Genomic DNA, 26,348 nt, shown 5'->3' on the forward strand with positions numbered 1-26,348 from the left:
CTGATTCCCCCGGGGGGCCCCGCTTCTATATGCTTATTGGCTAAGCCACTTCTTGAACAACAGCTTCGTCGTGTCGCGGTTGATCGCGGCGATCGACGTCGTCAGCGGAATGCCCTTCGGGCAAGATTGCACGCAGTTCTGCGAGTTGCCGCAGCCTTCGATGCCACCGTCATGCATGAGCGCTTCGAGACGCTCCTCCGCGTTCATTTCGCCCGTCGGATGCGCATTGAACAAGCGCACCTGCGAGATCGGCTGCGGGCCGATGAAGTCGTTCCGGTCGTTGACGTTCGGGCACGCCTCGAGGCATACGCCGCACGTCATGCACTTGGACAGCTCGTACGCCCATTGGCGCTTCGCTTCCGCCATCCGCGGACCCGGTCCGAGATCGTACGTGCCGTCGATCGGAATCCACGCCTTCACGCGCTTCAGCGCGTTGAACATGCTGCCGCGGTCGGTGACGAGGTCCCGCATGACCGGGAACGTCTTCATCGGCGCGAGGCGCACCGGCTGCTCGAGCTGGTCGATCAGCGCGGAGCACGCCTGACGCGGCTTGCCGTTAATGACCATCGAACAAGCGCCGCACACTTCCTCCAGGCAGTTCGACTCCCAGCACACCGGGGCCGTCATCTCGCCCTTCGCGTTCACCGGGTTGCGTTGCACTTCCATCAGCCCGCTGATGACGTTCATGTTCGGGCGGTACGGAACTTCGAATTCCTCCGTGTACGAAGGGGAATCCGGCGTATCTTGACGCGTCACGATAAACTTGACCGTCTTCTTGTCGTTCGCCACAGTCGTAGACATCGCGTTAGCACCCTTCCTTTTTTATTTTTTCTTATCCGAAGTATAGTCGCGCTTCCGCGGCGCGATGAGCGAAACGTCGATATCCTCGTAGGAAATCTCCGGGCCGTTCTTCGTGTACTTCGCGATCGTCGTCTTCATGAAGTTTTCGTCGTCGCGTTCCGGGAATTCCGGCTTGTAATGCGCGCCGCGGCTTTCGTTCCGCTGCAGGGCGCCCAGCGTCATGACGCGCGCGAGCTCGAACATGTTCCACAGCTGACGCGTGAACGACACCGCTTGGTTGCTCCACTTCGCCGTATCGTTGACGTTGATGTTCTGGTAACGCTGCATAAGCTCTTGGATTTTATTGTCCGTGTCCTGCAGCTTCTTGTTGAAGCGGACGACCGTCATGTTGTCGACCATCCACTCGCCGAGCTCCTTATGCAACACGTACGGGTTCTCGTTGCCCTTCGTCATGCCGAGGATCGACTCGTATTTCTCCGTTTGGCGCTTCTTCTCGGAGCTGTATACCCGCTCGTCCACGTCCGCCGAAGCTTTCTTCAAGCCTTTGATATATTCGACCGCTTTCGGACCCGCCATCATGCCGCCGTAAATCGCCGACAGAAGCGAGTTCGCGCCGAGACGGTTCGCGCCGTGGTACTGGTACTCGCACTCGCCCGCCGCGAAGAGGCCCGGAATGTTCGTCATTTGATTGTAGTCGACCCACATGCCGCCCATGGAGTAGTGAACCGCCGGGAAAATCTTCATCGGAATTTTCCGCGGGTCGTCGCCCATGAACTTCTCGTAAATTTCGATGATGCCCCCGAGCTTCACGTCCAGCTCCTTCGGATCCTTATGCGATAGGTCGAGGTACACCATGTTCTCGCCGTTGACGCCGAGCTTCAAGTCTACGCAAACATGGAAAATTTCGCGCGTCGCGATGTCCCGAGGCACGAGGTTGCCGTACGCCGGATACTTCTCCTCAAGGAAGTACCACGGTTTGCCGTCCTTGTCGTACGTCCAGATGCGCCCGCCTTCGCCGCGCGCCGACTCGGACATGAGGCGCAGCTTGTCGTCGCCCGGAATGGCCGTCGGGTGAATCTGAATGAACTCGCCGTTCGCGTAGTGAACGCCCTGCTGATACACGGCGCTCGCCGCGGTACCGGTGTTGATGACCGAGTTCGTCGACTTGCCGAAAATGATCCCCGGGCCGCCCGTCGCGAGAATAACCGCGTCCGCCTTAAACGTGTGCACTTCCATCGAGCGCAGATCCTGCGCGGAGATGCCGCGGCAGACGCCTTCTTCGTCGACGACCGCGCCGAGGAACTCCCAGTGCTCGTACTTCGTAACGAGGCCCGCCACTTCCCAGCGGCGCACTTGCTCGTCGAGCGCGTACAGCAGCTGTTGGCCCGTCGTCGCGCCCGCGAACGCCGTCCGGTGATGCTTCGTGCCGCCGAATCGACGGAAGTCGAGCAAGCCTTCCGGCGTCCGGTTGAACATAACGCCCATCCGGTCCATCAAGTGAATGATGCCCGGCGCGGCTTCGCACATCGCCTTGACCGGAGGCTGGTTCGCGAGGAAGTCGCCGCCGTAGATCGTATCGTCGAAGTGCTCCCACGGGGAGTCTCCTTCGCCCTTCGTATTGACCGCGCCGTTGATGCCGCCCTGCGCGCACACCGAGTGCGAGCGCTTGACCGGTACGAGCGAAAACAGGTCGACGTGCTGGCCTGCCTCCGCCGCTTTAATGGTTGCCATCAGGCCGGCGAGACCGCCGCCGACGACGATGATGTTTTGGTTCGCCATAATGTTACCGTTCACTCCTCGCCGATTTTATTGGTTTAACGCAGAGGCGATCGGCTCCGCGAAAGATTCGTCCAAGAATGCGTTAAGCGACAGAATAAACATGATGCTCATGAGCACGAAGAGACCCATCGTCGCGTACGACGAGAAGCGCTGCGCGCGAGGGCCGACCGTGATGCCCCAGGACACGAGGAAGGACCATAGACCATTGCAGAAGTGGAATACCGCCGCTACGATACAGACGATGTAAATCCAGTAGTAGACCGGGTTGGACGCGATCTCGTGCATGTGAACGCCGATGGCGTCCTGCTCGACCGTGCCGAGCGAAATCTGCACGCGTGTGTTCCAGATATGCCAGACGACGAAGACGAACGTCACCACGCCGGTGACGCGCTGCGCCGCGAACGCCCAGTTGCGAACGTAGCCGTAATTGCCGACGTTGTTGCGGGACTGGTACGCGACGTACAAGCCGTACACGCCATGATACAGCAGCGGCAGCCAGATGAGCGCGATCTCGAGCAAGAGCACGAGCGGCAAGCTGTGAATCCAATGAACATGTTCTAAGAACCGTTCTTGTCCGCCTTGGAACGCCGCGTAATTCGTGAGCAAGTGCTCTACGAAAAATCCTCCGAGCGGAAGCACGCCTAATAAGGAGTGGATCTTCCGGTGCAAATACGAATTTCCTTTCATGTTCCTTGTTCCTCCCTGATTGAAATCGCCGTTCCATCCCCTTGTGACAAACCGTACACAATTCTACTCTCGCGGGATAAGCCCGTCAATACGGTCGGCACCGTCCGTTCAAAAAAGTTTCACATTGTAAATGATACAACTCCGCCTCTTATAATGGAAGTGCCGATTTATTATAATGAATAATACCTATTCTGCATAAGCTCTCTATTGGAGGTGTCTATTCGATGTACGACCAGATGATCGCACTCGCCGCCGTCGTCGAGCATCGCAGCGTCAACAAAGCGTCGCAGGCGCTCAATATTAGCCAGCCGGCGCTCTCGCGCAAAATTTCGTCGCTCGAGGAGGATCTCGGCGTCAAGCTGTTTCATCGGCGCGGCAAGCGGCTCGAGCTGACGCGCGTCGGCCAGATCAGCTACGAATTCGCCGTCGAGATGCGCCAGCTGCAGGGACGGTTTCTTCAGACGCTCGGCGAATTCAACTCGGCCAACCGAGGCCGCCTGACGCTCGGCGCGAGCCTCACCACGCTGCAATCCACGCTGCCCGATCTTATCGCCGCGTTCACGCGCCACGCGCCCGACGTCGACATTCATGCCGTCACCGGCAAAACCCACGAGATCGTCACGCTCGTGAAGGAGAAGAAGTGCGACGTCGGCCTCGTCGCCTCCGCCGTCGACACTGCGGACACCGTCTGCGTGCCGCTGTTCGACGACCACCTGTCGCTCGTTCTGCCCGCCTTCCACCCGCTCGGCGCCAAGGCCGAGCTGTCGATCGGCGACTTGGAACGGCTGCCGATGATTTTATTTTCCCAAGGGACGTGGTACCGGGTGTTGACCGACGAGCTGCTCGCCGCGAGCGGCGTCGTGCCGGACGTCAAGATGGAGATCGATTCGTTCGAGGTGATCGTTCGCCTCGTCTCCGCCTGCAATCTCGCCACGCTGCTTCCGCAGTCGTATCTCCGCAGCAGCGTCGCCGCCGACGACGCGGTCGTCGTGCGGCACATTCCCGACATCGCCCACTTCACCCGAACGACGTCGCTGCTGTATTCGAAGCACGGTCCGCTGACGCCGGCGGCCGCTCAGCTGATCGAGCTCGCGCAGCAGACGAAGCTGTGGGGCTCGGCGACCACGCATGAATCGTTCCGTGCGCCTATGATAAAATAAAACGACGTCTATCTTTCAGTATGTACATAAATGTTGGGAGCGAAATCATGCCAATTTCGAAAATCGCAAAGTCGTTATGGATCGCTTCGGCGGTCGGACTCCTCGTCTTTCTTGCGACGAACGTCGTCCCGATGGCCGCGGGCGACGATCCGAGCGCGACGACGCACGTCGTCGATCGTTCGGAAGCCGAGCGGGTCGCGGAAGCGTATGTTCGGTCGCGGGTCGGGGACGCCGGCGCGGAGTTCCGTTCGTTCGCGATGTATGCCGCCGACCGGGACGTCTTCGGGTATTTCTACGAGGCCGAGACGATCGCGGACGTGCAGCGACGGTGGTCCGGGACGCTTCCGTTAGAGGCGTACCGCGTCGAAGTGGAAGACGTCGGGAGCGGGGCGAAGCACTGGGTCGACGTTAATCCGTACACCGGTAAGGCGACCGAATGGAGTCTGGCGATCGCCGGCGAACCGGTCGCCAGGGGCGAGCTGGAAGCGATCGGCCGACGGACGCTCGCGGACCTCGGCTGGACGGGCGCCGAGCCGGAGCTGCTCCGGGCGGACGAGGACGTCGGCGAGGCGGCCTACGCGCTCTCGGACCCGGCGTTCGGCGAAGCGTCCGCGGAGGTGTCCGTGCGGGCCGACGAGCTGGGAGCGACCGCCTTCACGGTGCGTTGGATCGTGCCCGAATCGTACGCTTCCCGCATCGCGGACCAAGACGCCAAGTCGTCCGCGCTCGGTCTGATCGGGCTGCTGCTCAGCGGCGTCCTGCAATTCGCCGCCTTCATCTATGCGCTCGCGCAGGCCGGCTCCGTCCGTTGGAATCGCGGCGTCTTGATGGCGCTCGTCTTCGGCGTGTTCTATTGCGCGATGAACGTGAACATGTACCCCGGCCTCAAGGCGACGATGCTCGATCTTCTGAACGGCGGAGACTACGCCGCCCTCTCCGAGCTGGACGGCGCCGGCGCGATCGCGGGCATGATCGGCGGACTCGTCGTTACCAACGCGCTGACGCTGGCCATGGCGATCGGCCTCTACTTCAGCGCCGTCGCCGGCGATACGCTCGCCGCGCGGCAGGGCTACCGGCTGTGGCCGCAGCCCGAAGACGCCGGATACGGCTCGCACGTCGCGAACGCGGTGAAGCTCGGTTACTTGTACGCGCCGATTCTGCTCGGCGTGCAGTCGATCCTGTTTTTGTTCGCGGAGCAAGGCTTCCGCACCTGGTACACGATCGACGCGCTCAGCTCGCCCAACAACATGGCGTATCCGCTGCTCGCGCCGCTGCTCGCCTGGTGCGCGGCCGTCTCCGAAGAAGCCGTGTATCGGCTCTTCGCCATTGCGGCGCTGAAGCGGCTGTTCGCCTGGCCGCTGTCTTGGGCGTTGAAGCCGCTCGGCGCGTCCAAGCGGACCGTGGGCGCCGTCGCGCTTGTCGGCGCCATCCTGATCAGCAGCATGGTCTGGGCGCTCGGACACGTCCAGTACCCGATTTATCCGTATTACACGCGATTCGCGGAGGTGACGGCGCTCGGCTTGCTGTTCGCCTTCATCTTTCTGAGGCACGGCTTCCTGGCCGCCGTCTTCGCGCACGCGGTCGTCGACTTGATCTGGTTCGGCATTTCCGTCGTCTCCTCCGCGCCGACGGCGGGCGGCTTCGCCGCTTTCGCCTTCTACCTGACGACGCCGGCGCTTATAGCACTCTACGTGAACAGTGGTGGGGGGGCCCGCCGGGCGGCGCGGGCCGGCTAGGCAAAACCCCCCTACGTTGCCCCCGGTCGCCGCTCGGCAACCGAGCGTCGACGGCGGAAGGGACAGGAGGTTTTACTTTTTCCGCCTTCGTTCTTGAACCCATGTCAAGATCGACAAGGCGAAGGCGGCGCCGACGATCGCGCATTGCATCATCCATGGCGACTCGATCATGGCGGCGGACTCCCAAGGGAAGACGACGTTCATCGGTACGCCGCTTTCCGGAACCGCATGCCGAACCAGACGGCAGCCCCGGCGGCGGCCGGCAGAACAAGAAACATCGGAACCCATAACACGTGCGGCAGCTGCTCCAACCCCGCTTTCAGATGCTCCGAGAAATTGTCCGCCATCGTTAACGAGACGAAGAACGCGGAACCCGCCGACAACCAGACCGCGGCGCCGCTGTTCGCGGCCGCGGTTAATTCCTGGATGCACAACGCGGCCGCGATCAAGTGGACCGCCATTTTCACGAACGACGTGCATAAGAAATACATAGCGCCAAGGGCGTTCAGATTTTCTAAAAATCCCGCCACGCTGGACAAGTTCAAAATCGTAAACGTAGGGAAGATCATCTCCATAAATAGATGCTCGCCCATCGCGGCGATCCCGAGCGCGTCGAACAAGACGATAATCATGCCGGCGGACAACGTCGCCGCGATGCCGACGGCCGGAAGCCGCCCCTTCTTGTTCAGCAGATGCCAGAAGACGGCCATCTCGATGCTCTCCCCGTACGTCTGCGTAATGCCGAGCGGCCATATCCCGGCGAACACCCTGCCCCAGCCTTCGCCGAGAATCGGAAGGAAATATTCCGTATGCACGCTCTTCGAAGCGATCAGCAGCACGGCCTCCAGCAAGCTGAACACCACAAGTAAGGGGAGCAGGACGCCGGCGATGCGGCCTAACACCTCCACCCCCGAAAACATTAAATACAACGCTACCGCTAAAATCGCCGGTAGAAAAAACCAGGGAGGCGTGGCCGGCAGCAGCGTCAGCGGCACGAGAAATTCCAAATCGGTCAAAATTCGAGCGGCGTCATAGATGAACAGGAGAGGGTACAGCCATGCCAGCGGAACGCCGAGCCAGGGACCGAAGCCGCGGCGAAACCATTGCACCAGAGAGACGTAGCCGGTCAACCGCGTAATGCCCGCGTAGCCCGCGATGAGGACGCTGCCTAGAAGGGCGGAGCCGGCGGCGGTGATCCATGCGTCCCGGCCCGCCCCCGCCTCGAAGCCGAAAATCACCGTCGTGCCTAACTGGAACAACACCATGATCGAAAATAATTGGTAACCGGTCATTGCCCCCCCTCCCACATGTCCACGTTTTTCCCTACCAGGCCTGTATTCAACACTTTCACGGTTACGGAGATGTCCGCGCGTACGTTCGGGAACGTCTCCCCCCACCGTTCCGCATACGCTTGGCGCCAACGCTGCGGATCGTTCCGGTACAAACTCTGTCCGAAGCCGACGATGTCCGTATGCAGTTGCTTCTGCGCTTTGTCTACCAGAGCGCGAAGGCGCTCCTCCAGGTCGCGTTCGAAGTAAGTCTCGACGGTATCCAAATGTCGTTCGACATCCATTTTCGACGCGTTCTCCGCAATATCCAACGTCGCCTCGGTTTCGATTCGGATCCGAACCCGGCCGTCTCGAACGGACGGACGAAAGCGCGTCGAGGCGGATTTGATTTCGGCGCTGATCTTCCCGCCGCCGTAACTTTCCGGGACCTGAATCGTGATCACGCCGTCCCTCACCTCGTTCCGAAGCCAGATGAGGCCTCTCGTCGCTTCGTCGCCGAGCATACCGACGAGGCGATCGCCTCGGAAGACAGCCGTCTTCACCGTCGCCCGGAGGTTCGAACTCTCTTTCTTCTCCGTCGACCGAATCCATTCGACGACGGGCGCATACGCTTCTTGCCCCTCCGCGTGCAACATCGCAAGAAACTCTACGAGCCGCACGTTCGTCCCGACCCCTCTCACGATTTCCTCTTCTAGGATTTCGGAGGACAACTTCTCGAATTTGGGCTTGAACCGCAAAATATCGGTCGGATGTTCGGCTACGAGGACAAAGCTGTTCATCTGCGACTGCCGATTGCGCTGGAAAACGTCGAGCAAGGGATCGATCCCTTCTTTCGCCAGCCGCTCGCCTAACACGAGGACGCGGTTATGCGAGAAATAGATCGTTCGCGGCAGCTTCGCTTGAATGTTGCGGAAGGCGTCCATCACCGTCTCGCCGTCGGCCGAGACGACCCACCCCGCCGTCGTCTCCATCTTGCTTTCGCCGCCGCCCCCGGCCATGGAGGACGTGCCCACCAGTCGCGGGACCGCGAGCAGCAGCGTCACTTCGATGGCGCCGTTATCCGCGCGGTCCACGGCCGTAGCGGTCACGATCCCGATATCGTTCACCTCTTGCCGTCCCCAGCATCCCGTGATGATCGGAAGCAGCAGCAACAGCAGCCACCGCCTCCGACCTCCCGGCGAAGACGTCGGAACGTTCGAATTCACGCGCATTCCCCCATTACGGCGCTTTCCGTCCCTTGTTCCAACCGATCCAAGACCTGCGCATGAGAACGTCCTTGATGCCTTCCAAGTTCAGCGGCGCCGCCGGGGATAAATAAGGGACGCCGAACGACTTCATCTTCGCAAGATGAATAAGGAGCGCCAGCAAAAACAAGACGATCCCGTACAACCCGAGGAGCCCCGCCACGATCATAAGCGGGAATCGCAGCAGCCGAACGGCCAAGCCGAAGCTGTACGAAGGAAAAATGAACGAAGCGATTCCGGTGAACGACACGACGATGACGAGCGAAGCGGACACGAGACCGGCTTGAACGGCGGCTTGGCCGATGACGAGAGCGCCGACGATGCTGACGGCTTGGCCGACGGGCCTCGGCAGCCGCACGCCCGCCTCCCGCAGTCCTTCGAAGGCCATCTCCATAATGAACGCTTCCACGATCGCGGGGAACGGCACAGCTTCCCTGGAGGAAGCGATACTGAGCAGCAGATTCGTAGGCAGCATCTCCTGATGCATGGTCGTGATGGCGATGTACAGCGAAGGGAACACCAAGGCGCTGAACGCCAGCCAATAGCGAAGCCAGCGCGTCGCCGACGCCACGATGTAATGTTGACTGTAATCCTCGGACGCTTGGAGCATCTCCAGGGCCAGACCGGGCGCCACCAAGCCGAACGGCGAATTGTCCACCAAAATCAATACGCGCCCTTCCGCCAAAGCGGCCGACGCCCGATCCGGACGTTCGGTCGCATGCAGTTGGGGAAATACGGTCTTCCGCCGCTCCTTGATCAGCTCTTCGACCGCTCCGCTTTCCAGGATCGCGTCCAGACGAATTTCATCCAGCCGCGACTTCACCTCTTCCACGAGGGCGGACGAGGCGATCCCTTCCAGATACAATACGGAAAGCGCGGTTTTCGTCAGCTTGCCGGCATGGCGCGATTCGATCTTCAGCGCGGGCGTCTTCAGCCTTCGTCGAATGAGCGAAATGTTCGTTTGCAAGCTCTCGGTAAAGCCGTCCCGCGATCCTCGAATGGCGGGTTCGCTCGCGGGCTCCTCGACGGACCGCGCGGGGTACGCCGCCAGCCCGATGAGCAGCGCGGGGTTCACTCCATCGACGAGCAGCATGACATAGCCGGCCAAGACCGACTCCGTCGCGCGTTCCCGGTCGCTTTGCACGACGATCTCTTCCGCGGGGAGCGCCTCGGACACGAGCCATTCGAGCCGGCGGTCCGGGTCGTGCGGGGAAGGCGCGACGGTTCGCATCAACGGCAGCAGCACGTTCCTCTCGATCCGCAGATCGCTCGACATCGCTTGGGTAAAGACGATCGTCGCTTCGATCCGCCCGCCCGCGCGGACGGATCTGAATATCACGTCTTCGCATCGATCGAACACTCGGCGGAAGTAGGCTACATTGTCGGCGTATGCATTCATCGGCGACAGGCGCCTCCTCTGTTCGGACCTGATCTTACCGTATACTTTTCCCATATTCGGCGATCGATCATGCAGAGGCGAACGAGAAAATGAAAAAGCAGGAGGCCGCCGTCGAGCGGTCCCCTGCTTCTTATTCCGCTTGCTGCTCCGATTCGGCTTCCGCTTCGAGCTCCGCTTCCGCCGCCGTCTCTTCTTCGGCCGGCGTCGGTCCGCGCAGCGCGTCCACGATGCTTTGCGCCAGCTTGTCGCCGAAGCCGAGCGGGCGGAACGCCTCCACGTCGGCTTCGCGCATCGCCTTCACGCTGCCGAAGTGCTTGAGCAGCTGCTTCTTCCGCTTCTCGCCGATGCCCGGAATGTCGTCCAGCTGAGAAGCGAACGACCGCTTCGACCGCGTATCCCGATGGAACGTAATCGCGAATCGGTGCACTTCCTCCTGAATGCGCTGCAGCAGGTAAAACTCCTGGCTGTCGCGACGCATCGGCACCGGCGTCGGCGGATCGCCAACCATCAGCTGCGCCGTCTTATGCTTCGCGTCCTTCACGAGGCCGCATACCGGCACGAACAAGCCAAGCTCGTTCTCGAGCACGTCGACGGCCGCCGCGATCTGTCCCTTGCCGCCGTCGACCACGATCAGGTCCGGCAGCGTCAACCCGTCGCGCAGCACGCGCTCGTAGCGGCGGCGGATGACCTCGCGCATCGTCGCGTAATCGTCGGGACCGACGACCGTCTTGATCTTATACTTGCGGTATTCCTTGCGGTCCGGCTTGCCGTCCGTGAAGACGACCATCGCCGACACCGGATCGGCCCCCTGGATGTTCGAGTTGTCGAACGCCTCGATGCGATGGATGCGATCCGCGCCGAGCCACTCGGCAAGCCCTTCCACCGCCTTGACGGTGCGCTCCTCGTCCCGCTCGATCAAGCGGAACTTCTCCTCGAGCGTCACGCGCGCGTTGTCGGCCGCCATCTCGAGCATCTTCTTCTTGTCGCCTCGCTGCGGCAGCAGCACCTTCACCTTCAGCCAAGACTCCAGCGCGGTCGCCAAGTCGCCGCCCGCATCGCCTTGTTCGCCTGCGGACTCCGCGGCCGCGCCCTCGACGCCGGCTTCCGCGCCGACCGCTCCTTCCGCAGGGGGACCCGGCAGCAGCACTTCCTTCGGCAGCGCCGGGTTGTCGCTGTAATATTGCGTCACGTACGTCATGAAATCGTCGTACGCCTCGCCGTAATAAGGGAACGCCGAAGCGCGGCGTTCGATCATTTTCCCTTGCCGCACGTACATGATCTGCACGCACATCCAGCCCTTGTCCACGGCGTACCCGAACACGTCGCGGTCCACGCCCGCGGCGGCCGTGATCGTCTGCTTCTCCATCAGCGCGTCGATCGCCGCGATCATGTCCCGCAGCTCCCGCGCCCGCTCGAAATTGAGCTCCTCCGCCGCGGCGGCCATCTTCTCCTGCAGCTCGTCCTTGATCGCGTCGTGCCCCCCGTTCAGGAAGCGCGTAATTTCCCCGACCATGCGCTCGTATTCCGCCTTCTCGACCGGGTACTCGCAGGGCGCCACGCATTGGCCGATATGATAGTACAAGCACACTTTATCCGGCAGCGTCTTGCACTTGCGCAGCGGATACAGCCGATCGAGCAGCTTCTTCGTCTGCTGGGCGGCGAACGCGTTCGGATACGGTCCGAAATATTTCGCCTTGTCTTTGACGACGCGCCGCGTCACTTCGAGCCGCGGATGCGCTTCGTTCGTGATTTTCAAATACGGGAACGACTTGTCGTCCTTCAGCAGCACGTTGTACTTCGGACTGTGCTTCTTGATCAGATTGCACTCGAGCAGCAGCGCCTCCACGTTGTTCGCGGTGACGATATATTCGAAGTCGACGATGTCCGCGACCAGACGGTGCGTCTTCGCCGAGTGGCTGCCCGTGAAGTACGAGCGGACCCGGTTTTTCAGCACCTTCGCCTTGCCGACGTAGATGATCGTGCCTTCGTTGTTTTTCATTAAATAGCAGCCCGGTTTGTCCGGAAGCAGCGCCAGCTTATGGCGGATCGCTTCGAGCTCCTTCTCCCGGTCCCGGTTCGTACCTTGTTCCATGCGGCCGTCCATCCTCTCCTGCGCACTCCTGTTCCCCTCATACGATTGTACACGAAATCGTCCGCCGAACAAACGGGTCCGCTCAGGAAAAAAACGGCGCGAAAAACCCTCCCCCGCATAAACGGGAGAGGGTTGTAGGAACCTTACATATGACGGCTGACGACGTTCTTCAGTGCGTCCTTCGACTGGAAGCCGACGACCTTGTCGACCGGCTCGCCGTTCTTGAACACGATCAGCGTCGGAATGCTCATCACGCCGAAGCGGCCCGCGGATTCCGGATTGTCGTCGACGTTTACCTTAGCGATCTTCAAGCTGCCCAACTCTTTATCGAGCTCTTCGAGCACCGGAGCGATCATCTTGCAAGGTCCGCACCAAGGCGCCCAGAAATCTACGAGCACCGTACCCGTTCCCTCGACCTCGGTCTTGAAGGAATCGTCGCTTACGTTCACGATTGCCATACGAATTTGTACCTCCCTCATGCGAGAATAAGTCAACATGCAAAGTATACCACATTTCTTGCCGCCGTCCTAACGCCGCCGGAACCTTCTTAGTATTGTCACATCCTTGACGCTTTACAATGGACGTTCGTTTTTCTATACTGTTGACATGGAATCTAAAGGGGGATGTAAGATGAACGACCCGAGACAGCACGTGAACGAAGAACCGCGCAACGACTTGCTCGACGTCGGCGTCGGCTTCCTGGGCATGTTCGGCCTCATGCTGGTCATCGCCGTCGCAGCCACGGTCATTCAAGTGATGACGCGCTAATCGACGATACAAACAACGAACGCCTGACGCTTCGCGAATGTCGCGAAGGTCGGGCGTTTTTTCGTTGCGATCCGTTTTACATTTCGGGAAAATGTCCCTTACGTCCCTCGCTGGTTGCGCCCCGCGACCTCGATCACCTCGACGAACGGACGGATCCGGTCCATGATGCGCTGTCCCCGGTACTCGTCCTCGCCCTCGCGCGTCGTAAAGCTTAAGTGGCGCTGCAGCCCGTTCAAATCGTGGTTCGACGTGTAGAACGTCGGCTTGCGGTTCATGCGGTAATTCAAAATCGTCCCGAGCACGTGATCGCGCGTCCAAGCGTTCAGATGCTCCGCGCCGATGTCGTCGAAGACGAGCAAATCGGTTTCCTTCAGCAGGTCGATCGTATCCTTCAGCTTCTGCGGATCGCCGAACATCGACTTCAAGTCCTCGACGAAGTCCGGGGTGTAGACGATCACGCCCGTCAGACCCAGCTTCGCCAGCTCGTATAGCAGGTAACTCGCCAGGAACGTCTTGCCCGTGCCGAAGTCGCCCATCAAATACAACCCGTTCGGCTGAAGCCCTTCGTCCTTCGTACGCAGCACGTATTTCATGACCGCTTCGACCGCCGACGCCCGCCGCATATCCCGCGAGATGATCTCCGCCGGAGAATATTCGCGATTGAGCGCCTTCTCGTCGACGTAGAAGCTTTGGATGCGGGATCGGACCGAATCCTGCGCGGACTTCGTCGACTGCAAGGAACAAGGCACCTTGTAATCCGCGATGCTCGCCTCCGCTCCGGCGCCGGTGACGACGAGCTTCGTGTAATGCCCCGGCATATCGTTAGGGCATCGTTCGAGCCCCGGGCAGCGGGCGCATTCTTTCGCTTCCTTCGCGTATTGATACAGCCGCGTCACGTTCTTCGTCAACGCCTCGCGCTCCAACTCCGGATGCCCCGCCACCCACTCGGCGACGACCGCGTCGTTGAGCACCTTCATCTGCTGCCGCTTCCAGTCCGCTTCCCCGATCCCCGACGCGGCCCCGAGCCATCTCCCCATGGACTCCATCCGCTACCTCTCCTCCCGACAAGTAAGTAAATTATCCGTTCGTCAGCCGCTTGGCCATCTCCATCATTCTCATGATATCTTCTTCGGTCGCCTCCGGCGTGTCCGAAGATTTCGCGACCGGAATGACCGGCTTCGCCGTCCCGGGCGGCCGCCCGCGGCGCGCCTGCGGCGCACGCTGCGGCGCCGCGCCGGCCCCCGCGCTCCCCGCTTCGCCGGTCCGGCCGGCCGCGCCGGCGCTAGCGCGCGACTGCTCCGCCTTCCGGAAATACGTGACCGCGTTCTCGAACGAGCGAATGCGCTTGCCCGCGACGTTCCCCGCGATCGCATCCAAATAATTGCGCTTCCAATCCAAGTCGTTCGCACGAATATAGTGGATCATGACGTTAAGCACTTCGTCGGGCAGCTGGTAGTTGACCTTCATCGTGAGGAACGCTTCCTCCACCGCGGTCGGCACGGCCGACGGCTGGAAGAACATCTTCAGCACGCGCGTGTACGGCGAATTCGCGAGCATCGCGTTATACTGCCGGACATCGCATTGCCCTTGGAACTGCTCCGGCACCTCGAGCCAATACGGCGCCGAGACGTCGCGCTCCGCGGCAAGCGCCGACGCCGCGGCCGACGCCTCGCTCTCGCGCGCGACCGCCTGTTTATGCGTCGTCCGCTCCTTGCGCATCGCCTGCTCGTTCGAGCCGCGGTACACTTCCGCCGCCCGCGCTTGGAACCGATCCGCGACCCATTCCCCGTTCGCGGCGAACATGCCGTCCTCGTCGAGCAGCGACACGGTCTGCTTGAGCGTCAGCTCGAACCGGCCGGCGTGGTAGTTCAGCTCCGCCAGCCGCGCCGGATCGGCGACGAGCCGCTCCATGGCGCGGCGATGCGCATGCGAGCGCGGAAAGCGCCGCAGCAGCTCGTCGCCTCGGAAGCCGTCGCGGCCGAATTCCCCGCCGGCTTGAGACGCGGGCGGCTCGACCAGCTCCGTCGGCTCCTCGGCCAAGGCTGCGGCGCCGACGGTCATCCGGAACACCTCGTAGAACGGCGCCGAGATGTCCTCGAGCGTCTCGTGATCGGCGGGTCGCGCCATGATGCCTCCGTCCGCCGCGAACGAGCGACGGACCGCCTCGGCCCCATTCGGCCCGAGCTTCTCCTGGAGCAGCAGCCACAGGTGGTGCACCCCGAAAAATTGATCCGGCCGAAGCGGCGGCTGCAGCCGGAACTCGTACGCCGCCACCTCGTCGCCGTCCATCCGGCGGAACGTTTGCAGCAGCCCGACCGCCTCGAGCTTCGCCGTCTCGTCGACGAGCTGCTTGCGGCCGCGCTCGTTCGGCGGCAGGCCGCAGGCGAGAAACAGCTGCCCGAGCGTGCCCGCGTCGCAATCTCCGACGGCGTCGGAGGCGAGCGCGGAATAAAGCGTAGTATATAAAGCGACGGCCGTCCCCCCGATCATCGGTTGGTATGCCGTCCATAAGAGCCGTGAATCCAAGGGGCTGAGCCCGAAGCGGCGCGAGACGACGTAGCGGTGATGCTCCGTCAGCTGCAACAGATTCGTTACTTTCAAGCGGCGCTCCCCTTCCTGTTCGACAAGTTTCGATAAACTCCATTGTAGCATAATTCCGCGCCCGCCGGGCGGGCAAATATAAAAGGCCCGCCGAAGAATCCGGCGGGCCCGACGAGCGGGGCACGGCGTTAACGCATGATGCCGTGATCGGCGAGGACGTCGTCCGGGATGCGGAGATCGTAATCCATCGCCTTCTTGATCAAGTTTTTGTCCACATGAGACTCCCCGTTCGAAGCGGCGCGCAGCTCGTGCTGCATGATCCACTTCGTCACGAGATCGTGGAACGTGTCCATTCCCTTCGTCGGCACGTGATGGCGGATGTCCGGAATGCGCGCGAGCGTCGAATCCGGCATCATCTGATGCAGCTCTATGCCGTGAGCGTAAGCCGAACGGTCTCGAGCTCCGTACACGAGCAGCGTCGGCGCCTGAATGCTGCCGAGTTGCCCCGTCACCGAAAATTTCATGCCCGCTTCGTAATATTGCTGCCAGTTCCGAACATCGCCGCGGATGGCCTCGTAATACAAATTGTGGAACGTCTCCGCCATGTCCGCGTTCGCCTTCGCGATCAAGAGCGCAAGGCTCGTCTTCATCCCGAGCTTCGCGAGCGCGGAGGCGGCGGCCAGCTGCCCCCTAACCGCCCAGTTGAACGGCTCGGCCATCGCGCCTAACAGGATACCGCCCCGGATGCGATCGGGGTAGGTCAGCATCGTCTGCATCGCGACTCCGGCTCCCGCCGAATAGCCGCATAGATACGCCTTCCGAATGTTCAAATGATCGAGCAGCGACTTGATGTCTTCCGCGATGAGCGCGTACGTGAGCGGCGTCTCCGAAGCCGGACTGAAACCATGGCCGCGAATGTCGAAGGTAACGACCTGGAACGGATCCGCCAGCTGCACCTCTTGGTACCGGAATACGGCCCGATTCAGCAGCGGCGGATGAATGAAGACGATCGGCGTGCCGCGGCCATGCACGTGGTAGTGCAGGATCGTCCCGTTGACGCTTGCTTTCGGCATGAGTCCACTTCCTTCCTTAGACGTAACTGGCCAGTATGAAGGTCATACCGTTACGATGCCCTGCGGAGGAGGACCCATACGCGACACATTTTCCCGATACGTTAGAACATCTTGAAGCCTCTCACGCGAAGCGTGCGGATCGTCACGCCGCTCACGTACGCGCCCGCCAGTCCTCCGGCGACGGCCAGCCAATCGATCATGCCGTACTCGAGCAAGCTGGCGAACGGATTGCCCGTTCCCCACCCGAAATACGCGAACAGCCCGACGATGAGCGCGAGGTACAAATATACCGTCAACCAGGTCGTCTTGAGCAGCATGTTAAGAATGAAGCCGATGCCGAACATGAGCACGAACGCCAACACCGCGATCACGATGACTTGGAAAATGTTAGTTACCATCCGAATTTCACAGCCTCCTGCGCGATTCCCGAATCTTTCAATAGTGTACCGCCCGCGTTCGGCCTCGTCAAACGACCCCGTTTGCCCCGGTCCTCCCGATTCGGTAAAATAAGGACAAACCTTAAGGAGAGTGACTTCATTCATGAGCGAAGCAGCACAAACGCTGGACGGCTGGTATGCCCTCCACGATTTTCGCCATATCGATTGGACCGTGTGGAAATCGCTGACGCCGGCCGAGCAGCGCCGGGCGGAGGACGAGCTGCGTACCTATATCGCCGAGTGCGCGCAAGCGGACGAGACGAAGACGGGCAGCTTCGCCTTCTATTCGATCGTCGGGCAGAAGGCCGACTTCGTGTTCGTCCACCTGCGGGAGACGCTCGAAGAGCTGAACGAGCTGGAAACCCGGTTCAATAAGACGTCGTTCGCCGACGTGACGATCCCTGCGCACAGCTACGTCTCGATCGTCGAGTTAAGCAACTACATGGCGAAGCCCGGCACCGATCCGATGGAAAGCCCGGAAATCGTCGCGCGCTTGAAGCCGTCGATGCCGAAGGCGAAGCACATCTGCTTCTACCCGATGAACAAGCGCCGTTCCGGCAGCGACAACTGGTATATGCTCTCGATGGAGGAGCGCCGCGAGATGATGCGCAGTCACGGCATGATCGGCCGCTCCTACGCCGGCAAGGTGAAGCAGATCATTACCGGCTCGGTCGGCTTCGACGATTGGGAATGGGGCGTCACGTTGTTCGCCGACGACGCGCTCCAGTTCAAGAAGCTCGTATACGAGATGCGGTTCGACGAAGTGTCCGCGCGGTTCGGCGAGTTCGGCGACTTCTACGTCGGCAACCTGACGGATGCGGACAAGTTCGCTCAGATGTTGAAATCTTAAAGTCCGGTTCATGCGCAAAAAACCACCCGCTTCCGAGCGCAACGCTCGTACCGCGGGTGGTTTTTTTAGGTTCAGTCCTCGTCGTCGTCCTCGCCTGAACGCAGTCGTTCGATCTGGCGCATAAACTCTTCGTCCCGCCGGTCCCGTTCCCGTCCCTTCTCCTTCAGCCGTTCGATGGCCGGTTGAATGAGCCGGTCGATCTCCTTCTGGATCGTCTGCGACAAGTCGTACCGCTGCTGCGATTCAAGGAAGTGGCCGACGTCCATTAACGCGTTGTACCGGTCCAGCTCGTCGCGCGTCAGCAATCCTCTCACTTGCACGCTGCAATGGCGCATCGTTAATTGAAATACCCCTTGCGCAGCACGAGCGGAATGCCGCCGATAATGTACAAGTAGCGAAGGTCGATGATTTTCTTCATCATGGCCGCGCTGCCGCCCTTCAGCTTGCGGCCCATCGCGATGCCGATCGCCTCGTTCTTGCCGAGCGACGCGACCGTGCCCTTGCTTTCGTATTTGAACGTCTTCAGCGACGAGTTGCGGATCGACGCGACAAGGTTATGCGCGAGCACGTCGGCTTGCTGAATGGCCATCTGCGCCGTCGGCGGATACGGACGTCCTTCTTCGTTCATGACGATCGAGCAATCCCCGATGACGTAGACGTCTTCATGACCCGGAATGCGCAAGTATTCGTCGACCTTGATCCGGCCCCGCATCGCTTCGAAGCCTGCTTCCTCGACCAGACGGTTGCCGCGGACGCCGCCCGTCCAGATGACGGTTTGCGTTTTGATTTCTTCGCCGTCGGCCAGCGTAATGCTATCCGGCGTGCATTCCTTCAGCGCGATGCCGATCTTGAACGTAACGCCCTTCTTCTGAAGCACTTCCATCGCGTATTGAACGAGCTCCGGATCGAAGCCCGGCAGCGCCGTAGGCGCCGCTTCGACGTTATAGATCTTCACGAGGTTCGGATCGACGTCGAATTCCTTGCACAGCTTCGGAATCCGGTCGGCGAGCTCGCCGATGAATTCGATGCCGGTGAAGCCCGCGCCGCCGACGACGAACGTTAAGTAATCTTTGCGATGCGGCTCCTTCTTGAAGCGCGCGAATTGGTATTCGATATGCTCGCGGATCAGGCGAACGCTGTTGATGCTTCGAATGAAATGAGCATGCTCCTTGAGTCCCGGGATGCCGAACGTCTCCGGTTCGCCGCCGAGACCGATCACCAAGTAATCGTAAGACAAGGTGCCGTCTTCCAAAATTACTTTCTTATCGTTCGGCCGAATTTGCACGACCGTGGACTTGACGAAGTCGATCTTAAATTCGTCGATCAGCTTCAGAATGCTAACCCGCGCATTCTGCGGATCGTCCGTACCGGCAGCCGGCATATGGAGATGCGTCGTGATGTAATGATAGTCGTGCTTGTTGACCAGAGTGACGTCCGCCTCGTTGTAGTTGAGCTCTTTCTGCAGTCGCAAAGCCGTGACGATGCCGCCGTATCCCGCTCCAAGGATAACGATGCGTGGGATTCTGCTCATGCTTTCTCCAATCCTTCCGGTTATATATATATTTTTGTTTTTGTGAAAAGCTATATATTTATTTGTGAAAAATTACACATAAACAAACGAAATTATAGGTTTGCATGGTAGGATGCCCATTATGGGAACACTTTATCGTGAGCGATCACCCCATATTACAAAACAAATCAAACTGTCAATATCTTGCCACAATATTGAAGAAAGTTCAAGCCTAAAATCGCGCTTGAATATGAACGAATTGTCACCGATTTTTCATCCGCGAAACGCGAAACAGGGTTTCATTCCGTAGAACTTCCTGTGTATAATGGTAACAAAATCTAATGATGTTAAGGATCATTACATCGGAGGTGCATCCTATGACGCGACAGCAGAACGAGAACGGAATCGTCGATATCGCGGTCATCGGCGGAGGTCCCGCCGGCTTGTTCGCGGCGTTCTACGCCGGTATGAGACAGGCGAGCTGCAAGATTATCGAGAGCATGCCGCAATTGGGCGGACAGCTAGCCGCGCTTTATCCCGAAAAATACATTTACGACGTCGCCGGCTTCCCGAAGGTCAGAGCGCAGGAGCTCGTGGACAATCTGATGCAGCAGATGAGCCATTTTCCGATCGAGCGGTGTCTCGAGGAGAAGGTCGTCCGCTTGACGAAGAAGAGCGAACGTCACTTCGTCATCGAGACGACGAAGGCGACCCACGAGGCGCGCGCGGTCGTCATTACGGCCGGCGTCGGCGCTTTCGAGCCGAGAAAGCTGGACCTGCCGGAAGCGGCTCAATATGAAGGCAAGAATCTTCATTACTTCGTCAGCAACCTGGAGAAATTCCGCGGGCGCCGCGTGCTCATCAGCGGCGGCGGCGACTCGGCCGTCGACTGGTCCCTCATGCTCGAGCCGATCGCCGAACAGGTGACCCTTATTCACCGCAGGGATAAGTTCCGGGCGCACGAGCACAGCGTAGAGTTGCTGATGAAGTCGAAAGTGGACGTTCGGACGCCGATCGAGATCGCCGGTCTGAACGGAGACGACGCGATTCGAAGCGTGACGCTGAAAGACGTGAAGACGGGCGCGGAGACGGAATTCGAGGTCGACGACGTGATCGTCAATTTCGGCTTCGTGTCGTCGCTCGGTCCGATCGCCGAATGGGGCTTCGACATTGCGGACGGCTCCATCCTCGTCGATACCCGCATGGAGACGTCGATCCCCGGCATCTTCGCCGCCGGCGACATTACGACGTACCCCGGTAAGCTGAAGCTGATCGCCGTCGGGTTCGGCGAAGCGCCGACCGCGATCAACAACGCCAAGGTGTACATCGATCCGAACGCGAAGCTGTCCCCGGGCCACAGCAGCAATATGAAGTTATAAATGAAAGTCTGATTTCCAAAAACGAAGGGCATCCTACCGATAAGCCGAAGGTCAGCTTAAGGGAGGGTGCCCTTATCTCTATGAACACGATATGTCCGGTGTGCAACGGGTTCGCCGACCTGCGGGCGGCATGTCCGACTTGCAAGCGGGAAGCCGAGGACGGCGGACGATTAGCCGATTATTATGATCCGTATTCGGCCTATCGACCGATCGACGAAGTGCGTCTGACGAACGGCTACCCCGACGTCGCGGCGCGGGAATGTCTTCATAAGGCGTATTGCGCGAACTGCGGCGCCGCCTTCGTCGCGGCTGTGCCGGAAAGCGAAGGATGAATGCAGGAAACGACGGACGATTCTAGTGCAGCGTATAAGAGGCGGCGTCGACTTCTAAGTTGCGTCGCTCGATTTCCTGCTCCAACAACTTGATAAAGTCTTGTTCGAGCTCCAGGTCGAGCGCTTTGAAATACGTCTCGATCAAGCTTTCGTTGCTTAATCCTCTCATTCGGATTCCCTCCCTTGCTTGGTTTCCTCATATGCTACCAGAGGAAGGAAATCCGAACAACCGTTCCGATATCCACAGATTATTGTGGACAGCATGTGCACAAGCTGTGACTAACCCCCCCGATCGGTGCTGTCCATTGTGTTTTATGTGGGCAACGATTTCGGTGGATATGTGGATAGTTTCGTGATAAATAAATTTAATCGGGCGATTCGCCTAATTCGAGGAATATAGGTACTCGCACAGGGCGCATTCCCCTCCTTCTCATACTATGGGTACGTACCCGAAACGATGAGGAGGTTGTACGATTGGCAGAATACTACGTTAATCCGAACGTGTCGCACATGCCGACGGCGAACATGGGGCCGACGGCGAACGCCGCCCCCGCGGCGAACGTTGCTCCGCTCCAAGCGCACGGGCCGGCGATGGTCTCACCCGCGTTCGCCAAGCCGGTATGTTCTCATGTCGGCGGAGATCGCCTGACCGCGGAAGCGATTCTCGTTCTCTTCATCCTGCTCGTCATCATCACGCGACTATGCCGCTGACAGCGCGACAAGGGCGCCGGAACTTTGGTCTCGTTCCAGGCGCCCTGGCGGGTCCTGCTATTCCCATACATAAGCTTGCCCTGCGGCGTCGTACGCCACGACGCGGTTTCTTCCCCCGGTCTTGGCCGCGTATAGCGCTCGGTCCGCTCGCTCCAGCACTTCCGACTCCGATCCCTCGCCGCTCGGCACGACTGACCCGATGCCGACGCTGATCGACACATGCGGGCCGTAGCTCGAATGCTCGTGCGCGATGCGCAACGCATCGACCGCCCGCCGCATTCGTTCCGCTACCTTCGCCCCGCCCTCGATCGTCGTGCCCGGCAGCAGCGCCGCGAATTCCTCGCCGCCGTACCGGGCGATGAAGTCGTCCGGCTTCTGTACGCACGCCTCCAGCGTCTCCGCGATCCGACGGAGGCAGGCGTCCCCGTTCAGATGGCCGTAGTTATCGTTGTATCGCTTAAAGTCGTCGACGTCGAGCAGCAGCACCGTCAACGGCTTCCCGCTGCGGGCGCAGGCGTCCCATTCGAACTTCAACTGCTCGTCGAGGCTTCTTCGGTTCGCGATTCCCGTCAAGCCGTCGATACCGGATAAGCGCTTCAACACCGTATTCGCTTCCTGCAGCTTCTTTTCGTTATTTTTGATTTCCGTAACGTCCTGGTACTTCCACAGATGAGCGTTGATCCGTCCTTCCTCGAATACCGGAGCGTAATCCAGCTGGAAGGTGCGGCCGTCGGCCATATCGACGTACATTCCCTTGGCCGGCGTCTTCCCTTCGGCCAGCTCGAACATCCGAAGCCGCGCCCCGGGATCGAAGAACGCCTCGCGATACCGCTCGAACAGCTTCGACTTCGCCACGCCCGCCAAGGCGTCCGGATGGGCCTCCTCGCCGAACATCGTCAGCAGCTCCCGATTCACGTAGATGATTCGTCCCTTCTCGTCCTCGACCAATAACCCGCTCGGAATATGATCGAGCAGCGTCCGCTGCAGGTTTACCGCGCTTCGAAGCTCGCATTCGCTCTTTCGAAGGCGCCGCTCGTTCTCGTACGCCCGTTCGAGGAACGACGAAAGCAAATACATGGCGATCCCCGCGGCGATCGACGTCAGCCAGACGTAGACTGCAACGGTCGCGAACAATCGCTTGTCGGGCACTCCCCATAAGAGAAGCAGCGTTACGAAAAAGGTGGACATGCCGTTCAGCAGCTGGAACTTGATGCCGGGAGACAGCTTGAAACGGGCGATCGCCGCGCAGCCGAGACCGACGACGAACATGGCGGCCGCGGCGTAGGCGGACGCCTCGCTCCAACCGAAAAACAATACGCGGGACGCGGACACCGTCGAGGCGGATACAAAACTACCGACCCAACCGCCGTAGAACGCGGAGAGAACGATCGTGACGTGGCGCAGATCGAGAAAGAGGTCGTACCCGACCGGAATGGTAAAGAACATCAACGAGCTGCCCAGGATGCCGTACATGGCTCCGATCCACAGGCTCCTTCGGAACCGCGACATCTCGCGCTCGGCGCTCCTGCGAAAGAAGAAGAAATGCAAAACGAACAAATAAGAGACGACGATCGATACGTTCATTACGATGTTTTGTATCAACGCGCGCGCCTCCCGCCCGGTTAATTTAGAATTTAATGGCATTTTATGAACAAAATTCGACAACTTTTTACAAATCCCTTTTTCTCCGAAAGTAAAATTTTACAGATTTTTTCTAATCATTTCATTATGCGTTATCCCGTTCGGCGAAAATAGAAAAAGCCATCCGCGCACGCTGCGCGAATGGCCCTCTAAGGCGGTTTCCCTTATTCTCGAAGCGCATTCTCTACATATAGCCGATATCGCTCGCGCGAAGCGTCTTGGGCTTCGGACACGCGTTTGGAGGCCGTCGATCGGTTATCGTAATGCGTATCGTAGATATAATCGTTCAGATCTCCATTCAAAAACCCTACCAATTTATTATACGCTTCGGAATAATTGCGAAGCGCATCCATGTACGCGTTTAAGGTCGACCCTACGACGTCCTTCTCTTCCGGATAGCTTTCGGTCATCCCGCGCGCGGCATCCATTAATCCATTGAATTCGGTCAGCGCCGCCGTTATGCTTCGACTTTGTTCGCCCCGAGGAAGGACCGGCTTGATCGGCGATAACATGATCCTCTCGTTGAGTAAGCGAAGCTCGTTGTCTATGCCGACGAGACGGTCTCCGAAATCCTCGATGCGCTTATACAAGCTTGCTTTATCTACATTCGCCTTCAGCGCCGGTCGCTCGACCGATTCCGGTTCGGGGACCGATACTTGCACCGTTTGCTTGTCGCCGTTCCAGACCGCTTCCACGCCCAACGCCTTCAACATATAAATCGGCACCATCGTACGCCCGTTGAGGTTCACCGCCGGCACATCCGCCGCCTGAATCGGTTGTCCGTCCATATGAATTTGGATAATAGGGTTCCCTTCGAACGTCCCGTTCACATTGGCGTAACTTGTGGCCGCCCCCGTCAAAACGAGGATTCCCCCTGCGACTCCAATCCATTTCCGCAAACCCATAGCCTCCTAGTAAAAGCATCTTGTAAGCTAGTATACACGTAACTAACGAACGTCGGAAGACGGTACGCGCTCGACTCGCAGCCCCATCATTTCTGATATAATCATAGAGGAGAAAATCACGAGGAAGAAAGGACCCCGATCTTATGCGTTCGAGCATCAAGCTTCTATTAGCCATATCGGTATTATCGGCTGGAATATACTCCGGAGCGGCCGTTCCCGAAGCGGAAGCCGCCGTACATTATCGCGACGTGAAATCGGAAGCCGCTTGGGCGCTGGCTCCCGTTGCCGAACTTGTACAACGCGGGATACTTACCGGGTACGACGACGGCTCCTTCCGTCCGAATCAGACCGTGTCCCGAATCGAGACGATTACGGGAATTGTACGGATGATGGGAAAACAGGACCAGGCGGCGCAAGCGGCAGCTACCGCGAAGGATCTTCAGTCGTCCGACGCGAAGCTCATTTTCGAGAAGTACGAATGGGCCGTCGGGTATATCGCCGTCGCCGAAAAGAGCGGCTTGTTCGAGGAAGACGCGGTCAACCCTGCGGCGGGCGCGGAACGATGGTGGACGACGATGGCGCTCGTACGGGCCATGGGACTCGAACGGGAGGCGAAGCGGAGCATGAATACGGAGCTAGAATTCAACGATAGCAGCGACATCCCAGCGGAGGCCGTCGGTTACGTCGCCGTCGCGCTGGAGAAGGGGCTCGCGACGGGATACGACGACGACACGTTCCGCCCCAAGAGGAAGGTAAGCCGCGCGGAGTTCGCCGCGTTGTTGGATCGCGCCGGCAACATCGTTCCGATCGCCACGTCCGACCACGTCGAATTAACGGCGACGGTAAGCGCCGTCCAGGGCAATCTAGTAACGCTCACGAAGGACGGCGGGACGAATACGTTCGACGTCGGGCAAGACGCGACGATCGTTCGCGAAGGAGAGCTCGTCGGACTCGGTTCGATACGAGCGGGGGATCAGGTCTCCGCCGTGCTTCGCGGCATGAAGCTTGTACATATGAATGTCGACGAAGCGGCGCTTGACGCATCGAAGGAAGATCGGGGCGTCATCGCCTCCCTCTCCCCCAGCCTCATCGCGATCGAAGCGAACGGGATCGTGACGCCATATCCCGTTGCCGATACCGTGACGATATTGCGCAACGCGCTGCCGGCGGATTGGAACGCATTGAAGGTCGGCGACGACGTTACCGTCGCGTTGACGGGCGGATCGGTCGCCCGCATCGAGGCTTCGAGCGCGGTCGCCCTGAACGGTCGAGCGACGGGAGTCGTATCGTCCGTTACCCCGACCCAGATCGCCATTACGGAAAACGGCCTCACGACCGCTTACCCCGTGAGCCGCGATTCGATCGTGGTCCTCAACAATTCGATCGGCGCATGGTCCGACGTGCAGCCGGGGGATCAAGTGACGGCGTTGATCTCGAACAATGAAGTGTATCACGTCAGCTTGACGAAGACGGCGGCCGTCTCGGGGGAATCGACCGGATTCGTTATTGCCGTATACGGCAAACAAATCGCCATCGCGTCGAACGGGCAAACGACCGTCTATCCGTACGACGATCGCATCAACGTGGTTCGCGCCGGCAAGACGGCCGCCATCGCCGATATTAAACCCGGCGACGAAGTGCGATTGTCGCTGGTGGACCGGAACATTATTTTGCTGTTCGTGACTACCCCTGTCGACGAAAAACCGTATTACACGATCGAAGGGACGTATCAAAGCCACTTGGAGTTCAACGGTTCGGTTACGGAAATTACGATTTCCGTCGTGCAAGGCGGCGTTCCGATCCCTCGAACGTATAAGGTCAAGTCGGATGCCAATGTATTGATCGAGACGGGGATTACGAACAAGCCGAATTTTCTAGTCAATTATACGAAGGTAGAGTTGACCGTGGCGAACAATGAGGTCGCCCTCGTCGTGAAGAAATAAGCGGCGCCGTTTCCCTTTCCCTTTGCAACCTGAAAAATCCCCTCCCGGCGACAACCGCGGTTGTCGACCGA

26 protein-coding genes are annotated in these 26,348 nt (G+C 59.6%); 8 read left to right on the forward strand and 18 right to left on the reverse strand.

Annotated features, from left to right (window positions below):
• Window positions 1-33: 33 nt before the first annotated feature.
• From sdhB to RIN49_RS23960, 3 genes are read right to left on the reverse strand one after another with little or no spacing between them, the layout of a single operon-like run.
• Window positions 34-801, reverse strand: coding sequence for a succinate dehydrogenase iron-sulfur subunit (sdhB, locus tag RIN49_RS23950; RefSeq protein WP_309122672.1), 768 nt, complete (start codon window positions 799-801; stop codon window positions 34-36).
• Window positions 802-822: 21 nt separating this feature from the next.
• On the reverse strand, window positions 823-2,580 hold the full coding sequence (gene sdhA / locus RIN49_RS23955; RefSeq protein WP_309122673.1) for a succinate dehydrogenase flavoprotein subunit: 1,758 nt from the start codon (window positions 2,578-2,580) through the stop codon (window positions 823-825).
• A gap of 27 nt (window positions 2,581-2,607) precedes the next feature.
• Window positions 2,608-3,267, reverse strand: coding sequence for a succinate dehydrogenase cytochrome b558 subunit (locus RIN49_RS23960; protein ID WP_309122674.1), 660 nt, complete (start codon window positions 3,265-3,267; stop codon window positions 2,608-2,610).
• A 224-nt stretch (window positions 3,268-3,491) separates the two neighbouring features.
• On the opposite strand from RIN49_RS23960, the gene RIN49_RS23965 reads away from it, so the two are divergent.
• Complete coding sequence (locus tag RIN49_RS23965; protein WP_309122675.1) at window positions 3,492-4,427, forward strand: LysR family transcriptional regulator; 936 nt, start codon at window positions 3,492-3,494, stop codon at window positions 4,425-4,427.
• A gap of 47 nt (window positions 4,428-4,474) precedes the next feature.
• Window positions 4,475-6,163: a CPBP family intramembrane glutamic endopeptidase gene (locus RIN49_RS23970; RefSeq protein ID WP_309122676.1), complete on the forward strand. Its 1,689-nt coding sequence runs from the start codon at window positions 4,475-4,477 to the stop codon at window positions 6,161-6,163.
• Window positions 6,164-6,235: 72 nt separating this feature from the next.
• On the opposite strand, the gene RIN49_RS23975 is transcribed toward RIN49_RS23970, so the two are convergent.
• From RIN49_RS23975 to trxA, 6 genes are all read right to left on the reverse strand, one after another.
• Window positions 6,236-6,367, reverse strand: a complete 132-nt coding sequence (locus RIN49_RS23975; protein ID WP_309122677.1) for a hypothetical protein — start codon at window positions 6,365-6,367, stop codon at window positions 6,236-6,238.
• Window positions 6,364-7,455 (reverse strand): GerAB/ArcD/ProY family transporter, encoded by a 1,092-nt coding sequence (locus RIN49_RS23980; protein WP_309122678.1) that lies wholly within the window; start codon window positions 7,453-7,455, stop codon window positions 6,364-6,366. The genes RIN49_RS23975 and RIN49_RS23980 overlap by 4 nt, the downstream gene beginning before the upstream one ends.
• On the reverse strand, window positions 7,452-8,657 hold the full coding sequence (locus RIN49_RS23985; RefSeq protein WP_309122679.1) for a Ger(x)C family spore germination protein: 1,206 nt from the start codon (window positions 8,655-8,657) through the stop codon (window positions 7,452-7,454). Before RIN49_RS23985 ends, RIN49_RS23980 begins: the two co-directional genes overlap by 4 nt.
• A gap of 13 nt (window positions 8,658-8,670) precedes the next feature.
• Window positions 8,671-10,095, reverse strand: coding sequence for a spore germination protein (locus RIN49_RS23990; protein WP_309122680.1), 1,425 nt, complete (start codon window positions 10,093-10,095; stop codon window positions 8,671-8,673).
• A gap of 130 nt (window positions 10,096-10,225) precedes the next feature.
• Window positions 10,226-12,187, reverse strand: a complete 1,962-nt coding sequence (gene uvrC / locus RIN49_RS23995) for an excinuclease ABC subunit UvrC (RefSeq protein ID WP_309122681.1) — start codon at window positions 12,185-12,187, stop codon at window positions 10,226-10,228.
• Between the two features lie 143 nt (window positions 12,188-12,330).
• Entirely contained in the window at window positions 12,331-12,645 is a 315-nt protein-coding gene (trxA, locus tag RIN49_RS24000) for a thioredoxin (RefSeq protein WP_238392339.1), read from the reverse strand.
• 172 nt (window positions 12,646-12,817) lie between these two features.
• Here trxA and RIN49_RS24005 point away from each other — a divergent pair, with 172 nt between their 5' ends.
• Window positions 12,818-12,955, forward strand: a complete 138-nt coding sequence (locus tag RIN49_RS24005) for a YqzM family protein (protein WP_238392338.1) — start codon at window positions 12,818-12,820, stop codon at window positions 12,953-12,955.
• Between the two features lie 98 nt (window positions 12,956-13,053).
• On the opposite strand, the gene zapE is transcribed toward RIN49_RS24005, so the two are convergent.
• The 4 genes from zapE to RIN49_RS24025 form a co-directional block, all read right to left on the reverse strand.
• Window positions 13,054-14,001, reverse strand: a complete 948-nt coding sequence (zapE, locus tag RIN49_RS24010; RefSeq protein ID WP_309122682.1) for an AFG1/ZapE family ATPase — start codon at window positions 13,999-14,001, stop codon at window positions 13,054-13,056.
• A gap of 31 nt (window positions 14,002-14,032) precedes the next feature.
• Window positions 14,033-15,556, reverse strand: a complete 1,524-nt coding sequence (locus RIN49_RS24015) for a replication initiation and membrane attachment family protein (RefSeq protein WP_309122683.1) — start codon at window positions 15,554-15,556, stop codon at window positions 14,033-14,035.
• A gap of 128 nt (window positions 15,557-15,684) precedes the next feature.
• Window positions 15,685-16,569, reverse strand: a complete 885-nt coding sequence (locus tag RIN49_RS24020; RefSeq protein WP_309122684.1) for an alpha/beta fold hydrolase — start codon at window positions 16,567-16,569, stop codon at window positions 15,685-15,687.
• Window positions 16,570-16,670: 101 nt separating this feature from the next.
• On the reverse strand, window positions 16,671-16,967 hold the full coding sequence (locus RIN49_RS24025; RefSeq protein ID WP_309122685.1) for a YuiB family protein: 297 nt from the start codon (window positions 16,965-16,967) through the stop codon (window positions 16,671-16,673).
• A 142-nt stretch (window positions 16,968-17,109) separates the two neighbouring features.
• Between RIN49_RS24025 and hemQ the strand changes: the two genes are divergently transcribed.
• A complete protein-coding gene (gene hemQ, locus RIN49_RS24030; protein ID WP_309122686.1) occupies window positions 17,110-17,856 on the forward strand; it encodes a hydrogen peroxide-dependent heme synthase in 747 nt (248 codons plus the stop codon).
• 71 nt (window positions 17,857-17,927) lie between these two features.
• Here hemQ and RIN49_RS24035 read toward each other — a convergent pair whose 3' ends face one another.
• Window positions 17,928-18,191, reverse strand: coding sequence for a hypothetical protein (locus RIN49_RS24035; protein WP_309122687.1), 264 nt, complete (start codon window positions 18,189-18,191; stop codon window positions 17,928-17,930).
• Between the two features lie 2 nt (window positions 18,192-18,193).
• Window positions 18,194-19,387, reverse strand: coding sequence for an NAD(P)/FAD-dependent oxidoreductase (locus RIN49_RS24040; protein WP_309122688.1), 1,194 nt, complete (start codon window positions 19,385-19,387; stop codon window positions 18,194-18,196).
• A gap of 356 nt (window positions 19,388-19,743) precedes the next feature.
• On the opposite strand from RIN49_RS24040, the gene RIN49_RS24045 reads away from it, so the two are divergent.
• Complete coding sequence (locus RIN49_RS24045; RefSeq protein WP_309122689.1) at window positions 19,744-20,745, forward strand: NAD(P)/FAD-dependent oxidoreductase; 1,002 nt, start codon at window positions 19,744-19,746, stop codon at window positions 20,743-20,745.
• Between the two features lie 80 nt (window positions 20,746-20,825).
• Complete coding sequence (locus RIN49_RS24050) at window positions 20,826-21,077, forward strand: hypothetical protein (protein WP_309122690.1); 252 nt, start codon at window positions 20,826-20,828, stop codon at window positions 21,075-21,077.
• Between the two features lie 22 nt (window positions 21,078-21,099).
• Here RIN49_RS24050 and RIN49_RS24055 read toward each other — a convergent pair whose 3' ends face one another.
• Window positions 21,100-21,246, reverse strand: a complete 147-nt coding sequence (locus tag RIN49_RS24055; RefSeq protein WP_309122691.1) for a sporulation histidine kinase inhibitor Sda — start codon at window positions 21,244-21,246, stop codon at window positions 21,100-21,102.
• Between the two features lie 305 nt (window positions 21,247-21,551).
• Here RIN49_RS24055 and RIN49_RS24060 point away from each other — a divergent pair, with 305 nt between their 5' ends.
• Window positions 21,552-21,788 carry a hypothetical protein gene (locus RIN49_RS24060; RefSeq protein WP_309122692.1) on the forward strand — a complete coding sequence of 79 codons (237 nt, stop codon included), beginning with the start codon at window positions 21,552-21,554 and terminating at the stop codon, window positions 21,786-21,788.
• 57 nt (window positions 21,789-21,845) lie between these two features.
• On the opposite strand, the gene RIN49_RS24065 is transcribed toward RIN49_RS24060, so the two are convergent.
• Window positions 21,846-23,390, reverse strand: coding sequence for a diguanylate cyclase domain-containing protein (locus RIN49_RS24065; protein WP_309122693.1), 1,545 nt, complete (start codon window positions 23,388-23,390; stop codon window positions 21,846-21,848).
• A gap of 203 nt (window positions 23,391-23,593) precedes the next feature.
• On the reverse strand, window positions 23,594-24,328 hold the full coding sequence (locus tag RIN49_RS24070) for a stalk domain-containing protein (RefSeq protein WP_309122694.1): 735 nt from the start codon (window positions 24,326-24,328) through the stop codon (window positions 23,594-23,596).
• Between the two features lie 149 nt (window positions 24,329-24,477).
• Between RIN49_RS24070 and RIN49_RS24075 the strand changes: the two genes are divergently transcribed.
• A complete protein-coding gene (locus RIN49_RS24075; protein WP_309122695.1) occupies window positions 24,478-26,277 on the forward strand; it encodes an S-layer homology domain-containing protein in 1,800 nt (599 codons plus the stop codon).
• The last annotated feature ends 71 nt before the right edge of the window (window positions 26,278-26,348 follow it).

This window comes from Paenibacillus sp. (assembly GCF_031177825.1).
In the GTDB taxonomy this organism is placed as follows: domain Bacteria; phylum Bacillota; class Bacilli; order Paenibacillales; family YIM-B00363; genus Paenibacillus_AE.

Coding starts and splice junctions, on each gene's coding strand:
- RIN49_RS24055 (WP_309122691.1), bottom strand. CDS start 21,246: ATGAGAGGATTAAGCAACGAAAGCTTGATCGAGACGTATTTCAAAGCG.
- RIN49_RS23960 (WP_309122674.1), bottom strand. CDS start 3,267: ATGAAAGGAAATTCGTATTTGCACCGGAAGATCCACTCCTTATTAGGC.
- RIN49_RS24075 (WP_309122695.1), top strand. CDS start 24,478: ATGCGTTCGAGCATCAAGCTTCTATTAGCCATATCGGTATTATCGGCT.
- RIN49_RS23975 (WP_309122677.1), bottom strand. CDS start 6,367: ATGAACGTCGTCTTCCCTTGGGAGTCCGCCGCCATGATCGAGTCGCCA.
- RIN49_RS23970 (WP_309122676.1), top strand. CDS start 4,475: ATGCCAATTTCGAAAATCGCAAAGTCGTTATGGATCGCTTCGGCGGTC.
- RIN49_RS24045 (WP_309122689.1), top strand. CDS start 19,744: ATGACGCGACAGCAGAACGAGAACGGAATCGTCGATATCGCGGTCATC.
- zapE (WP_309122682.1), bottom strand. CDS start 14,001: ATGGAGTCCATGGGGAGATGGCTCGGGGCCGCGTCGGGGATCGGGGAA.
- trxA (WP_238392339.1), bottom strand. CDS start 12,645: ATGGCAATCGTGAACGTAAGCGACGATTCCTTCAAGACCGAGGTCGAG.
- RIN49_RS24005 (WP_238392338.1), top strand. CDS start 12,818: ATGAACGACCCGAGACAGCACGTGAACGAAGAACCGCGCAACGACTTG.
- RIN49_RS24025 (WP_309122685.1), bottom strand. CDS start 16,967: ATGGTAACTAACATTTTCCAAGTCATCGTGATCGCGGTGTTGGCGTTC.
- RIN49_RS23990 (WP_309122680.1), bottom strand. CDS start 10,095: ATGAATGCATACGCCGACAATGTAGCCTACTTCCGCCGAGTGTTCGAT.
- sdhA (WP_309122673.1), bottom strand. CDS start 2,580: ATGGCGAACCAAAACATCATCGTCGTCGGCGGCGGTCTCGCCGGCCTG.
- RIN49_RS24035 (WP_309122687.1), bottom strand. CDS start 18,191: ATGCGCCATTGCAGCGTGCAAGTGAGAGGATTGCTGACGCGCGACGAG.
- RIN49_RS24020 (WP_309122684.1), bottom strand. CDS start 16,569: ATGCCGAAAGCAAGCGTCAACGGGACGATCCTGCACTACCACGTGCAT.
- RIN49_RS23980 (WP_309122678.1), bottom strand. CDS start 7,455: ATGACCGGTTACCAATTATTTTCGATCATGGTGTTGTTCCAGTTAGGC.
- RIN49_RS24040 (WP_309122688.1), bottom strand. CDS start 19,387: ATGAGCAGAATCCCACGCATCGTTATCCTTGGAGCGGGATACGGCGGC.
- sdhB (WP_309122672.1), bottom strand. CDS start 801: ATGTCTACGACTGTGGCGAACGACAAGAAGACGGTCAAGTTTATCGTG.
- uvrC (WP_309122681.1), bottom strand. CDS start 12,187: ATGGAACAAGGTACGAACCGGGACCGGGAGAAGGAGCTCGAAGCGATC.
- RIN49_RS24050 (WP_309122690.1), top strand. CDS start 20,826: ATGAACACGATATGTCCGGTGTGCAACGGGTTCGCCGACCTGCGGGCG.
- hemQ (WP_309122686.1), top strand. CDS start 17,110: ATGAGCGAAGCAGCACAAACGCTGGACGGCTGGTATGCCCTCCACGAT.
- RIN49_RS23965 (WP_309122675.1), top strand. CDS start 3,492: ATGTACGACCAGATGATCGCACTCGCCGCCGTCGTCGAGCATCGCAGC.